This window comes from Thermanaerothrix sp., assembly GCF_056331585.1.
This window is the reverse complement of record NZ_JBWGPQ010000005.1, coordinates 55,558-69,846: the sequence shown is the minus strand read 5'-3', so window position 1 is coordinate 69,846 and position 14,289 is coordinate 55,558. Positions and strand designations below refer to the sequence as shown.

Here is a 14,289-nt window from a genome sequence, read left to right as displayed (position 1 = left end):
TGATTGCCGCGTCAATTATAATATGAGAAGACCAAAAACGATTTTCGCCATTGCCATAGCATCCTCCGGGGGTTGACACCACACCATCTATCTTTCCCCCTTTCAACCAGCATGAGTGATAGTCTTTTGCAAGCCCAGTTTTCCATCCGTACTGGCCATGTTACCTTTTACCCCTCCCTCACCTACCCGCTCACAGCCTCCTCTGTACTCGGCCTGGCTATCACGTTGGCTCCAAGTCACTGGTTGGCTAATCTTAACCCTCCCCATCCTTGTCACTTGGCTCGTGCTAGCGCTGCGTCGCCTATCCTTTGACCTCTCCGCCTTTATCCAAGTCCAAATCCAAACACCCTGGCTTTGGCTTATAGATGGCGTTGCTCTTGTTATAAGTATGACCTTATTCAAGGCCGGTCATGGTCTTGATCGCTTGAACCGTTATACCTGCGCCCTCCTCACCGCCCTTAATGAAAGAACGGCGGAATTGCACACTACGAAGGAGCAAGCCCAACGTGAAATTCTGGAGCGTCATCAAGCCGAAACCATTATCAGCCGTGCCAAACGCGAATGGGAAACCACCTTCGATGCCATCCCCGATCCGATTATCCTGACCGATTCAAATGGAAAAATTATCCGCTGTAACCAAGCCACAACTGCCCGGCTCAAGCAACCCTATACAACCATCATTGGGCAGGTGATGGACACCTATTTTCCCGGGGTCATTGAAGCGTTTCGCAATCCCAGATCCTCCCATCTGCCCCTCTCAATGCCCTCCCAATATGGCTGGTTTGAAGTAACCGCGCATCCCTTTCAACTCGAAGATAACACCCAGGGGCAGGTGTTTATCTTTCGCGATATCGAGCAACACCGCCGTGCCGAAGCCGAAATACAACGCCAGAAGCAGTACTTTGAGGGCATCTTCCAAAACAGCCCGGTTGCCATCGTTACTCTAGCCCTAGACAGCACCGTGGTCGCATGCAATCCCGCCTTCGAGCGTCTTTTCGGCTACACGCAAACCGAAGTACTTGGAGGCCAACTGGATCATCTGATTACCCCAGAGACTCATCGGCACACCCCTCAAGAATTCAACCGTAGCATGCAACGCGGTGAGGTGTATCACAGCGTATCGCGCTGTGTTACAAAGAGCGGGCAACTAATAGATGTGGAGATTTTCGGCGTTCCGGTCATCGTCCACGGTCAAACATTGGGGTTTCTCGCCCTTTATCACGATATTACCGAACTGGTGCGCGCCCGTCGCAAGGCCGAAGAAGCCGACTTGGCAAAAAGTGAGTTCCTGGCTAACATGAGCCATGAAATTCGTACGCCATTAAACGGCATTATCGGCATGCTCAACCTGGCCCTGGAAAGCGACCTTTCCCCCGAGCAGGCCGAATATTTACGCGCCGCACTAGAAAGTGCCGAGAATCTTCTAACCCTGCTTAACGATATCCTGGATCTTTCCAAAATCGAAGCCGGGCGGATGGAATTGGAAATTGCCGATTTTAATCTCCGCACCGTTATGGAAGGTGTGGTAAGCACTTTAGCCCAACGTGCCGCCAGCAAAAATCTAGAACTGATTTGCCACATTCCCCCCGATGTGCCCACGTTATTACGGGGGGATGCCAACCGCCTGCGCCAAGTTTTGACCAATTTGGTGAGCAATGCGGTTAAGTTCACCGAGCAGGGGGAAGTTGTCCTTCGCGCTAAGCGAATCTCCGAATCTCGCACCCACGTGACCCTCACGTTCTCAGTCCAAGATACCGGGATTGGCATTCCTCCTGAACGTCAGGCCGCGATATTCGAACGCTTCACTCAGGCCGATATGTCCACCACGCGGCGTTATGGAGGCACCGGGTTGGGCTTGGCCATCTCGGCTCAACTTGTTGAACTGATGGGGGGCAAGATTTCCCTTATTAGTGAACCTAACCGAGGCAGTCTATTTTCCTTTAGCTTGACCCTGCCCAAGCAGGATATAGCCCATGAGTTACCTCCTCCGGCGCTAACGGCTTTGCCACCACAGCGCCTCCTGGTTATTGAGGGCAATACTCACAACCGCCTACTCCTTTCGGAGATCATCGGCGCCCTTGGCTGGCAAATCACCACCGCCCGCAATCCCAAAGAAGGGATACGCCTTCTGAATGAAAGGAATCAAGATCGGGAACCTTATAACCTTTTATTACTGGATACGCGCTTCCTGAAAGCCGAGGGTGAGGGCTTAATCGCTCGCCTGCGTGAGGCCCAAGCCTCACCTTATCTTCCGATTATTTTGGTCACACCGTTGAACCGCACTTATACCCATGCCCAGGTGCAAGAGTTACACTGTCAGGCACAATTACTAAAACCTATCCGCCTTCAAGCGCTTTATCAGGTATTGCTCTCCCTCCTAACCCAGCAACTCATGGCAACACCATCCACCTCCACTGCCATCCGTCCCCCGTCTCCATCCGAACGGAAACTCATCCTCCTGGTCGAAGATAACCCCATAAACGCGAAGGTCGTCGTTAACCTACTGACGAAGGCAGGTTATCAAGTGGATACCGCCGAAAATGGCGTCCAGGCCCTGGACGCTATCCGCCATAAAACATACGACCTGATCCTCATGGATGTGCAAATGCCGGTTATGGATGGTTATGAAGCTACGCTGCAAATTCGAGCCCACGAGGGAAACACCCACCATACGCCTATTATCGCCATGACCGCCCATGCTTTTCGCGAAGACATCCAACGCTGCCTGGCTTGTGGCATGGATGATTATCTTGCCAAGCCTTTAAGACCCCCGCAGCTCTACGATACCATTTCGCGCTGGCTCTACCCTGACCGCGCCGAGAGGCTACAAAGCATGGAAACACCTGCTCCCATTTCACCATCTCCTCAAAACATTGCCTCGGATGCACTCCGCTCGCTTTCTCCTCTTCCATCGCAAGTAATGGAAATACCTAACAGTCGCCGCTTTCCCTTAGGTCATCCCAATTACCTGGAAACCATTCTTCCCCGTTTCGGTCATGAACCCGCCTTCTTTATTGAAATGTTTAAAGCCTTTGTCGACCAAACGGCACAAAAAGTCAAAGAACTTCGATACGCGGCGCAGAAGAACGATGCTGCTACTCTCAGATTATTAGCCCATAACCTTAAGGGCGTTGCCGCCAACTTTGAAGCCACTACCTTGATGGGGTACTGTACCCAATTAGAGCAAATAGCTCGTCAAAGTCGCCTCCAGGACGCTCCGGCTCTCGTTGAAGCCATTGCTGAAACACTACCAGAATTGCGCCATTATCTGTCTGAATTAAAAACAACCTTACAGGTTTCACCCCCAAAATCGGAAGGATAACCAATTATGCCCACCATGCTGTTGATCGAAGATGAAATTATCTACCACCGCATGTTAGAACATGCACTACGTCCGCTTGGCTTCGTCGTTTACGCTGAACTCACAGGCAGTGAGGGCCTAGAAGCCGCTCAAGTAGTCAATCCCGACATTATTATCACCGACATAAATCTACCCGACATTTCCGGCTATGAAGTGACTAAACGCCTGCGCCGAAATCCTCGCTTTTCCCATGTCCCAATCATTATTCTAACCAGTCAGACCACCCTGCAAGACAAACTGGCTTCGTTTGAAGCCGGTGCCGATGACCATATCAATAAACCATTTGAACCCGAGGAGTTGATTGCCCGCATGCGGGTGTTGCTACGACGGGCGGAACTCCTGCGGCAGGCTCTACCCGCCGGTGCTGTTCAAGCCCCACCTAAACAAGCCCGCTTGATCGCCGTGCATACCCTGCGCGGTGGAATCGGCGCCTCACTCTTAGCCGTCAATCTGGCGATTGGGTTAAGGGGATTATGGAACGTCCCCACCCTTTTGCTTGACTTAGCCATGCTCGCCGGGCAAGATGCCCTATTACTCAATCTTCCCCTGCGCCGCACCTGGGGTGACCTGGCCAACATATCACCTCAAGACCTGGATCTGGAACTACTGCAATCCATCATTGTGACCCATGAAAGCGGGGTTGACCTGATCGCTGCTCCCACTACCCCCACCCAGGCCGAGATGATCTCTAACGAAACGCTCTCCAGGGCACTGGAAATTCTCCGCCCCAACTATGACTACATTGTGACCGATTTACCCCATGATTTTAACGATGTTACCCTGCAAATTTTGGACGCGGCGGATGTAATTATCATGCTGGTAGCGCCCGAACTTTCGTCCATCCGCGCTGCTGCAGCCACCTTAGACACTTACACCAAACTCAACTATGAAAAAGATAAAATCAAGCTTGTGCTCAACTATACCTTCCCGCGCTACGCCCTGCCACGTGATAAGATTGAAGTGGCGCTGGGGCATCGTATTACTCTGGTCTTGCCCTATGTTCCCGACCTATTGATCCAATCGGTGAACTTGGGTAAACCTATTCTCTACTATCAACCGGAAGAAAGGTTCAGCGAGTTGCTTGAGGATTTTGCTTTTTACCTCAGTACTCCTGAGCACAAAAAGGTTCAACCCAGCATGCCCACCATTGCATGGAAGCGCGTCTATAATCGTTTTCTTAAAGCGCGTAAAACCGCCGAACGCAACCGTTAATCCTATTTGACCAAAGGAGGATCATCATGGTATCCCACTTCAAACGCCCCACCCGAATCGCTATCGTGGGCACCGGCAACGTCGGTGCCACCTTTGCCTACGCTCTGCTCTTAAGCGGACTTGCCTCGGAGATTGTCTTGATTGATGCCAACCGCGCAAAGGCGGAAGGCGAGGCGATGGATCTTAACCATGCTGTGCCCTTGTTGCCCCAACCGGCGCGCGTCTGGGCGGGCACTTACGAGGACTGCGCCACAGCGCTGATAACTGTTGTGACTGCTGGTGCGGCTCAACGGCCTGGAGAAACACGGCTCGATTTGGTCCACCGCAATGTCGCCATTTTCAAGCAAATTATTCCCGAAATTGTGCGCCACAACCCAAACACTATCTTGTTAATCGCAACCAATCCGGTGGATATCCTCACCTACGTTGCGCTGAAACTTTCGGGATTGCGTAAAAATCATGTGATTGGTTCCGGTACGGTTCTGGATACGGCGCGCTTCCGCTACTTACTGAGCCAGCACTTCGACGTTGATCCCCGTAGCGTTCACGCCTACATCATCGGGGAGCATGGCGATAGCGAGGTTCCGGTATGGTCATTGGCCAATATCGCCGGGATGCGTCTATCCCAGTACTGTTCGATGAACCAAATGGAATGCCAGCCCTCCATCCTTGAGGATATCTTCCAACAAACCCGCGATGCAGCATACCACATTATTGAGCGCAAGGGAGCAACCTACTATGCCATTGCCTCAGGACTGGTGCGCATTTGCGAATCCATCATCCGCGATCAGGGTAGCGTTCTTTCAGTCTCCAGCTATCTCGAAGATTACTACGGAATCAGCGATATTTGCCTGAGCCTCCCCTCGGTGATAGATCTGGATGGGGTCGAAAGGGTGATTCGCCTTGACCTCAGCCCCGAGGAAGTCGAGGGACTGCGCAAGTCGGCTGAGGTCTTAAAGGGCATCATTAGCACCCTTGACCTCTAAGGACCGGGGCTGAATTTATCTTGAGCGCTGGCCGGTAATTGCATGCAGCCAGCGCTCGTTTGGCTTTTCAAATCGAGCAACTGGCTAGGTTTCGCCGCTTGTCCTACCACCGGGGTAATACTAACGGGCGAATACGATTCCAAAGAGAATTTCATCCTTCAACCGGGGAACTGCCTACTTGGAGTACTGTTATCGCACCTTTGTTAGATCCGTGTTCCAACCATTCCGAAAGGCTATCCCAAACTCGCGCGTTTTGCCAACCTCGCCACGTTTCTCGAAAGTGAGTAAAGGCACGATGGCGTTCAGCACGGCAATGATCTTGGAATGCCGTTAACCCCGGCTGTAATCGGGCAAATGGGCGAGCATGTCCATAATAGGATAACGTACGTTCGTATTCCTGGGTTGAGAACTCGGGCAAATAGAGTAACCAAACATCCAGATCATGTACCGCGCCCAACAGTTCCTGGCATGTCCGAGCCGCTTGAATATACGGCTTGAGAGATTCTCCGTAAAGAGAACTAAAGGCTTCCAAAGTATAGCGCAAATGTTTCGCCCGAATCCGCATCAGATGTAGTTCATTGACGCATTCGGGACGCTCCACACAAACCTGAAGCGCAAGAAAATCGGACAGACGCTCGTGAATCGTCTGCCGCGCCAATTCTGATAAACCAGCATCTACAACCAACGGCCAGGCCATCCCCTTTACCATAGTCGCCAAAGGGACTAAAACCTCGCGCATCTCATCGGCTACTCGGCTCTGTTCAAACAACGCCAGAGCATCAAGCACCTCTGCCTGCAGTGCCGAGCGCTGTTGCTTAAGGCGCAGTAATAAGCGCGCTATGCCTGGGTGCTCTCTTTTTCCCACCTCTTGCAAGAAATTTTTAACACGTTCAATGTGGATATCCGTATCTCGGGCACTCCCCAAAGCGCGTCCAAGTTTACGGAATGCTCGCCGCCAGCGTTTATAGCGTTTGGGTGCAAGATATGGGCCAAAGACGGGCAATAAACTGCGTAAACGACGGCAGGCAACCCGCATGCGGTGCACCGGCTCGATATCCGTATTCTCGCGCACGCCTTCAATTTCCCCCACTAGCCCTTTCAAATACTTCAGTAAAATTTCACTGCCGTATCCGCGCAGTAACCAGGTTTCTGGCATTTAGCCCTCGATCCTTCACCCTTGCCCTAACCATAAGCACCCTGGCTATTTTGGAAGTAAATAGGTCTTGATGTAATCACGGAGATCCGAAAAGACGTCCTTTACCGGACGGGTGGCATCCACCGTAACAAAGCCGTATTCCTTAGCCATTTCATCAAACTGGGCAATCAGCAGGGACTGATAAATGCAAAAACTATCATAGATATTATTGGCGAAGCGCACATCCATCCCCGACTCCCAGTAATCGAATCCACGGCCGTGCACAATCCGTGAGACGAGAGTCTCAACATTGGCTCTAAGGTAGAAGACCACATCGGGTTTAAGCGCAAATCCATATACTTTACGCGCCCACTGTGGATCTGCTCCCCGTACGACATCCCGGGCAATGATCGAGAAAAAGTAACGATCCGAGAGGACAAAGAAACCTGCCTTCAGAGCAGGAATAATGTGATTTTCCAGACGATCGGCGAAATCGGTAGCATAAAAAAGGCTCATCGTGGTTCGGCTGAACGTATGCCCTTGTTTCGCCGCATCCAAACCGGGTTGAGTTAATGGAGAGCGCCGCAACCCGGTATCCGAAACTGCAATGCCCTGGGCTTCCAGCCATTCGCGGAGCATTTGGATTTGAGTGGACCGTCCTACGCCATCGCTCCCCTCCAAAACAATTAACCGCCCCGGCATGTCTTTAAGTTTTAGATAAGGAAATCCCTCGCCATAGAACTGCGCCTTGGTCATGCCGCCTCCTCGTGCGCTGTGGATGTAATCACGGCGGCTTCATCCATAACCCCACCTGCGCCTACCGGTTCTTCATGGATGACCTCCGATTGTCGCGCTTTGTGGGCCTCCCGTGCGCGCTGAGCCAATTTATCTGGCGTAGGCAGACCCTCCCAGCCACGTAGCAATTTACGCACCGTTTTACGCACGAGATTCTGTTGCGTTTCTACAGGTAGCGTGCCATCAATGACCGTAAAACCGAACTCCTCAATCATAGCATCGTATTCGTTGACAATCCGCTGCTGAAATAGGCGGAAACTGGTGACTTTATTGTCCGAAAGCCCCAGGTCCATCCCGGCTTCGTAGTACTTAAGTTTGGCCCGCCCCGAAAGGATGCGTTCTACAGCAACATTAACCGGAACCTGGAAATAAAATACCAGATCGGGCTGAGGGGCAAAGGCATATAAATTGCGCACCCAACTGCGGCTCACTCCCCGAGCGACATCACGGGCAAATGCGGTGAAGGCATACCGATCCGCCAGCACAATCACTCCCGCCTTGAGCAAGGGAAGCAGATAATTTTCCCAGCGGTCGGCAAAGTCGGTCGCCTGGATTAGACTAAAGGTCGTTGGAGTAAAGATTTTTTCCTTCTTTCCGAAGCGAGTCGTGCTTTTGACCAACGGGGATGAGTTCCACTCCGTGAAATGAACTGATTTGCCTTGTGCCTTGAGCCATTTATATAACAGGTCAATCTGTGTGGATTTGCCACTTCCATCAATACCTTCAACAACGATTAACTTTCCTCGGTAGGAATGCGGAACTAACACGGTTAACTCCTGTTGATTTTGCTAACAATCTTAACCTGATCAGTCAAATTTATTATATAACACGAACGCTTTTCGAACCAACCCTAAGCGGATCGAATCTGGAAAAATTACCCCATAGGTAATCGCCCTATGGGGAGAAAACGATGGGATCCACGGCTTCAAACGTTTAGATCATCCTCATCCATGCCGTCGACTTCAAAGAGTTCCCCCGTTGCACAGAAAACCGTTCGTTCACAAATATTGGTCACACGATCCGCCATACGTTCCAGGTTGTGCGCTACCCACATGAGCAGGTTAGCGAGATCAATCGTTTCAGGGTTGCTGATCATGGTCTGGACGACCAGACGATAGACTACGTTATAAAGTTCATCTACCTTGTCATCTTCCTTGGGGATTTCAAGCGCGGTGGCCACGTCTTCGGCTACAAAGGCCCCAAGCGCCCGATGTAACATCGAGACCGCCAACTGTGCCATCTGATCAATCTCTTGGATCGGGATGGGGATATCGGCATCACCTAAGAGCATGGTGACCTTAGCAATTCCTTTAGCATAATCACCGATGCGCTCGAGTTCGGTGTTTACCTCTAGCATGGCCGCCAGTTGACGCAGGTCATGGGCCATTGGCTGTTGGGTCGCCATCAAGATCAAGATGGCGTTCTCGATGGCAAACCGCTTTTCATTGATTTGCTGGTCCTCTTCAAAAATTTCTTTGGCTGCCTTAACATCGTGACGCTTCAGAGCATCCACTGCCCCCAACGCCGCATGTTCTACCATGCTTCCTAAAACGAGCAGTTCATCCTGAATTTGATTGATTTGGCGGGTTAGCGTGTTTCGCAAAGGCATGGAAAGCGTCCTTCCTTAAGGTCTAACCAAAGCGGCCCGTGATGTAATCTTCAGTGCGGCGATCACGCGGACGAGTGAAGATCTGGTTCGTCGGCCCATATTCGACCATAATCCCCGCACGATCTTCGTCTACGGTGAAAAACGCCGTGTAATCGGAGACTCGAGCGGCTTGCTGCATATTATGGGTCACGATTATTATTGTATAATCGCGCGCCAACTCCCGCATCAAATCTTCGATTTTCAAGGTAGCAATAGGATCCAATGCCGAACAGGGCTCATCCATCAAGATGATTTCTGGCTTGACCGCAATGGTTCGCGCAATGCATAAACGCTGCTGCTGTCCTCCCGAAAGTGCCAGCGCGTTCTTATGCAGGTCATCCTTAACCTCATCCCACAATGCCGCCTGGCGTAGGGATTCCTCAACCAATTCATCCATGTTCCCACGGTAGCCGTTGATACGCGCACCCCAAGCAATATTCTCATAAATGCTCTTGGGAAAAGGATTGGGTTTTTGAAAGACCATCCCGATCAACCGCCGCACCTGTACTGGATCCACATCGGGATCATAGATGTTTTTGCCATGAAAGAGTACTTCGCCAGTCAGACGTGTGCCAGGAATTAGTTCATTCATACGGTTAAAGCAGCGGATGACCGTGCTCTTTCCACATCCCGAAGGACCAATAATGGCAGTAATCTTACGCGCCTCGATTTGTAAATTTACATCTTTGACGGCGCGAAACGCTCCATAATAAACATTTACGTTTCGCATCTCAATGGCGTAATCTTTTGTGGCTGGGGACTTCACTGGTACGTGCGCTTGGGTCGCGATTCGGATGAGGGCATCAGGCTTGGATTCCATAAGGTATCAACTCCGCCACTAATTTTATCACATAAGAAAAAAGCCATCTCCGGCACGGTTTTTACGACATCGTTTTAATAATAACCCAAAAAGATTAAGGGAAAATTGTGATCTGGTAAACTCTCGCTTAAGTCATGGGAACCCAACCATATTTCTTCAGTCCCTCGAGAAAATAGCACCTTGGTATAATTGGGGAGCGTAACCTAAAAGGATGAAAAAAAACATGTCGGATATGCTGGACAAATTGGCCTTAATTGAAGCACGCTACAATGAGATCAACCAATTGCTCGAAGAGGTCGCAGATGATTACCAGCGGGCAGCGGAATTGGCGAAGGAACGCGCCGAACTCGAAGAAATTGTGACCAGATCACAGACCTATCGCCAGATGCTGCAACGCCTTGAAGAAGCGCGGGAACTGCGCGACTCCGATGATCCTGAGATTCGCGAACTCGCAGAACAGGAAATTGAAGAACTGGAGCCGCGCCTGGAACAACTGGAGCGCGAATTAAAAGCACTTCTCTTACCCAAAGACCCCCGTGATGAGCGCAACGTCATCATGGAAATTCGCGCTGGCACTGGTGGCGAAGAAGCGGCGTTATTTGCCGCCGATCTTTTCCGTATGTATTCCCGCTATGCCGAACGCCAAAGTTGGGAGGTTGAGGTCCTTTCGCAAAACGAAACCAGCATTGGTGGGTTTAAGGAGATCATCTTCCTGGTCAAAGGGAAAGGAGCGTATTCCCGTCTTAAATATGAATCGGGAGTCCATCGGGTGCAGCGCATTCCGGTTACAGAGGCGTCAGGACGCATTCATACCTCAACCGTAACAGTTGCTGTTTTGGCCGAAGTGGAAGATGTGGACATCCACATTCCCGAGTCGGATTTGCGCATTGATGTTTACCGTTCTGCCGGCGCGGGGGGACAAAACGTTCAGAAAAATGCCACGGCGGTGCGTATTACCCATCTGCCTACAGGTATTGTGGTTGCCTGTCAGGATGAACGCTCCCAACTTCAAAACCGCCTGCGGGCTATGAGCATCTTGCGTGCCCGCCTCTACGAAATGGAGATGCAAAAGCGCCAGCAAGAACTGGAAGCCACTCGACGGGCGCAGGTCGGTACGGGGGAGCGGGCTGAGAAAATCCGCACTTACAACTACCCTCAAAACCGTGTAACCGATCATCGCATCGGCCTTTCGTCCTACAACCTGCCGGCGGTTATGGATGGCGACTTGGATATGTTCATCGAAGAACTTGCCCTACGCGATCAGACGCAACAGCTGGCCGCCGGCCTTGATGAGGATGACGACGACAATAACCATCGCTGAGTGGCTTAACCGGGCCATCCAAACCCTTCGCCCGGCCACAGAAACCCCAGCCATTGAAGCTCAAGCCTTGCTAGCACATGTATTGGGGGTATCTCGTGCTTACCTCCTAACCCACCCCGAGCACCCCTTGAATGAGGTTGCCCTTGAATCGCTTGAACACCTTCTAAAGCGACTTGAGCAAGGCGAACCCCTGCCCTATGTACTGGGATGGCAAGAGTTCTACGGACTCCCCATAAAGGTTTCCCCAGCTGTGCTTATCCCCCGTCCTGAAACCGAAATGTTGGTTGAGTATGCCCTTGCCTGGTTGCGCGAAAATCCCTCGCGACGTAAGGCTATTGACGTGGGTACCGGCTCGGGCTGTATTGCAATTGGTCTAGCATACCACTTACCAGATCTTAAGGTTCTGGCTTTAGAGCGTTCTCGGGCTGCCCTCCAGGTAGCCCGAGAAAACTTGATCCAGTTCGGCCTAATGAGCCGGATTTACCTGGTACAGGCAGATTTGCTTAGCCCGGTAGGCGTCACTTGGGATCTAATCTGTGCTAACCTGCCCTATATTCCCTCCCCACGCCTGTCTACACTGAGGGTGATTCAATTTGAGCCACGCGAAGCGCTCGACGGTGGTTCGGAAGGGCTTGACCTTATCCGGAGTCTGCTTGAGCAGGCCCCCCCACGCTTAACCTCGGGAGGGCTGCTTCTGGCCGAAATTGACGCCTCACATGCAGACATTCTGCCATCCCTGGCCCAGCGCTTCTTTCCCCGCGCGCGGATTGAGGTTCGCCCTGATCTTGCCGGTTTACCGCGGCTGCTCGTTATCCAGACCTAGCACTTCCGGTAAACGTTACCGCCGCAGGGGAGGCAAGTCGGCAATTCCCTCAAAGAGATCTCGTTCGACGTGTCCATTTTCCGGCAACGGATAAGCCCGCATAAACGTATCCCGCGCCATCCAATGTCGAAAAACACGCCCCAACCATCCACTGGTCAAGCCACCTCCGCCCTGGCTGGCATGGCAGGCCGCCGCCTCTTCACGAATCGCCGCCACCTCATGATAATCTACAACCGCATTGACGGGAAATTCCACTGCCGCAATGGCGGCGAGGTCAATGTCTCCGTTCCGCCCAAAACGATGGGGGTCACGACCCGTCATCCGCATCAAACGGACGCTCAGGCGCAGAAATGTGCGCGGGATAGTGTGAAAATATAGTTTTGCTGGCTGATAAGGCGGCAAACCCTGGGCGTCGAGCCATGGATCGGGTTGTGCAGCCAAATCAAAGGCTCGCACGGTGGCTTGGTGAATGGCAATGTGATCCGGATGTCGGTAGCCTCCAATCGGATCAAAGGTGATGATCACCTGAGGTCGTAAGCGACGAATATACCCAATAATCTTACGCGCCACCTCATCAAGAGGCGCGTTGATCAAAGCCTTTGGATGATGGTTATCGGCACTGCCGGGCATGCCGGAATCGCGATAATCCAGAAAATAGACCCCCGCAAGGCCTAACTTCCCTGCCGCACAACGCAACTCCGCCTCGCGGCGTTCGGCGATCGAGCGATAACCTTGCAAGTACTTTTCATCCACATCACCAGCCTCGCCCCGCGTGGCACAGATCAAATAAACCTCCACGCCCCGGCGAGCATAGTAAGCCAAAGTGCCACCAACGCCAAATGACTCGTCATCAGGATGAGCCAACACCGCTAACAAGGTGGGTTTTATGACCAATTCATGCATCATAGGCATAACCCTCGTTGTCCCTTAGAAAATTAAACTGATAAACTCACGACTAATAGCGTAACATTTTAGGGTCAATCCGCTCAGCCCAGGCATTTAGGCCGCCTTTCAGGTGTTTCACATGCTGAAAGCCCGCCGCACGCATGATCTTAAGCGCGCGGGCCGAACGAACCCCGGTTCGACAAAACAGCACATATTCCGCCTGTGGATTTAATTCCTGCAATTTTGTGGGTAGTTTCTCTAACGGGATCTGCAACGCACCCGGCAACGCCGAAATCTGGCTTTCAACCGGATGACGCACATCTATCAACACCGGCGAAGCACCACTTTGCAAACGTTGGGCCAATTCCTCGGGAGAAAGATCAAACCCTTCGCCCGCCTCAACCTGGGGATGTGGACGCGCTGGCACACCGCAAAAAGCCTCATAGTCAATAAGATGCGTAATCTCGGGATGCTCACCACACACTTTACACTGTGGGTTTTTGCGCAGCGCAATGACTTCAAAGGACATATCCAGGGCGTCATATAGAAGCAACTTACCAATCAGAGGTTGTCCTGCATTTAAGATGAGTTTGATCACCTCTGTTGCTTGCAAGGTGCCAATTGTGCCGGGTAATACACCAAAAACACCGGCATCCGCACAAGAAGGCACACTTTCTGGGGGTGGCGGCTCAGGGAATAAACAACGATAACACGGACCGCGCCGGGCATCAAAAACGCTCACTTGTCCCTCAAAGCGGAACACCGAGCCATACACATAAGGACGACCGGTTAGAACCGCCAGGTCGTTTAACAGATAGCGGGTAGGGAAATTATCGGTTCCATCCACCAGGATTTCATACTCTGAAGCAATGGTTTCCGCATTTTCTGCTGAAAAGATTTCATTATAGACGTCTACCTGGATGAACGGGTTGAGTTCCAAAAGGCGTTTGCGTGCCGATTCCACCTTGAGCATACCAAGACGGTCTGTCCCATGGACAATCTGGCGCTGCAGGTTCGACTCATCCACCACATCATAATCTACCAGCCCAATACGCCCTACGCCTGCTGCTGCCAGGTACAAAGCAATTGGTGAACCCAACCCCCCTGTTCCAATAATGAGCACGGAGGCCGCTTTCAGTTTGCGCTGCCCTTCCATGCCCACTTCCGGGATAACCAGGTGACGCGAATAACGCAGCACTTCCTCTTGGGTTAACTCAGGCAACATGCTGCCCTCCACATTACTCATCCTTAAAAATAAGAGCCGATTTATCCGGGTTTCAATTGTACCGCAGATGTTACAATT

Annotated in this window: 12 protein-coding genes; 5 read left to right on the top strand and 7 right to left on the bottom strand. The window is 51.7% G+C overall.

All coding sequences use genetic code 11. The annotated features are described in order from the left end of the window. Window positions 1-388 precede the first annotated feature (388 nt). Genes AC01YT_RS03510 through AC01YT_RS03500 form a run of 3 tightly spaced genes read left to right on the top strand, consistent with a single transcriptional unit; the run spans window position 389 to window position 5,559 of the window. Window positions 389-3,322, top strand: coding sequence for a response regulator (locus AC01YT_RS03510; protein ID WP_476672822.1), 2,934 nt, complete (start codon window positions 389-391; stop codon window positions 3,320-3,322). Window positions 3,323-3,328: 6 nt separating this feature from the next. Beyond that, window positions 3,329-4,573 (top strand): CpaE/TadZ family protein, encoded by a 1,245-nt coding sequence (locus tag AC01YT_RS03505; protein WP_476672821.1) that lies wholly within the window; start codon window positions 3,329-3,331, stop codon window positions 4,571-4,573. A 26-nt stretch (window positions 4,574-4,599) separates the two neighbouring features. Continuing rightward, a complete protein-coding gene (locus tag AC01YT_RS03500) occupies window positions 4,600-5,559 on the top strand; it encodes an L-lactate dehydrogenase (RefSeq protein WP_476672820.1) in 960 nt (319 codons plus the stop codon). 151 nt (window positions 5,560-5,710) lie between these two features. Here AC01YT_RS03500 and AC01YT_RS03495 read toward each other — a convergent pair whose 3' ends face one another. From AC01YT_RS03495 to pstB, 5 genes are all read right to left on the bottom strand, one after another. Then, on the bottom strand, window positions 5,711-6,715 hold the full coding sequence (locus AC01YT_RS03495) for a CHAD domain-containing protein (RefSeq protein ID WP_476672819.1): 1,005 nt from the start codon (window positions 6,713-6,715) through the stop codon (window positions 5,711-5,713). A 45-nt stretch (window positions 6,716-6,760) separates the two neighbouring features. Next, a complete protein-coding gene (locus AC01YT_RS03490) occupies window positions 6,761-7,450 on the bottom strand; it encodes a dTMP kinase (protein ID WP_476672818.1) in 690 nt (229 codons plus the stop codon). Next, on the bottom strand, window positions 7,447-8,256 hold the full coding sequence (gene tmk, locus AC01YT_RS03485) for a dTMP kinase (protein ID WP_476672817.1): 810 nt from the start codon (window positions 8,254-8,256) through the stop codon (window positions 7,447-7,449). The genes AC01YT_RS03490 and tmk overlap by 4 nt, the downstream gene beginning before the upstream one ends. Window positions 8,257-8,414: 158 nt before the next feature. After that, window positions 8,415-9,098 carry a phosphate signaling complex protein PhoU gene (gene phoU / locus AC01YT_RS03480; RefSeq protein WP_476672816.1) on the bottom strand — a complete coding sequence of 228 codons (684 nt, stop codon included), beginning with the start codon at window positions 9,096-9,098 and terminating at the stop codon, window positions 8,415-8,417. Window positions 9,099-9,120: 22 nt separating this feature from the next. Further along, window positions 9,121-9,867 (bottom strand): phosphate ABC transporter ATP-binding protein PstB, encoded by a 747-nt coding sequence (gene pstB / locus AC01YT_RS03475; RefSeq protein ID WP_476672856.1) that lies wholly within the window; start codon window positions 9,865-9,867, stop codon window positions 9,121-9,123. 322 nt (window positions 9,868-10,189) lie between these two features. Here pstB and prfA point away from each other — a divergent pair, with 322 nt between their 5' ends. Next, window positions 10,190-11,278 carry a peptide chain release factor 1 gene (gene prfA, locus AC01YT_RS03470; protein ID WP_476672855.1) on the top strand — a complete coding sequence of 363 codons (1,089 nt, stop codon included), beginning with the start codon at window positions 10,190-10,192 and terminating at the stop codon, window positions 11,276-11,278. Beyond that, entirely contained in the window at window positions 11,253-12,101 is an 849-nt protein-coding gene (prmC, locus tag AC01YT_RS03465; protein WP_476672815.1) for a peptide chain release factor N(5)-glutamine methyltransferase, read from the top strand. Before prfA ends, prmC begins: the two co-directional genes overlap by 26 nt. A 15-nt stretch (window positions 12,102-12,116) precedes the next feature. On the opposite strand, the gene AC01YT_RS03460 is transcribed toward prmC, so the two are convergent. Together AC01YT_RS03460 and moeB are read right to left on the bottom strand one after the other, a co-directional pair. Then, the gene (locus AC01YT_RS03460; protein WP_476672814.1) at window positions 12,117-13,007 is read right to left on the bottom strand and encodes a PIG-L deacetylase family protein; all 891 of its coding nucleotides are present in this window, start codon (window positions 13,005-13,007) and stop codon (window positions 12,117-12,119) included. Window positions 13,008-13,056: 49 nt separating this feature from the next. After that, window positions 13,057-14,211 carry a molybdopterin-synthase adenylyltransferase MoeB gene (gene moeB, locus AC01YT_RS03455; protein WP_476672813.1) on the bottom strand — a complete coding sequence of 385 codons (1,155 nt, stop codon included), beginning with the start codon at window positions 14,209-14,211 and terminating at the stop codon, window positions 13,057-13,059. Window positions 14,212-14,289 lie beyond the last annotated feature (78 nt).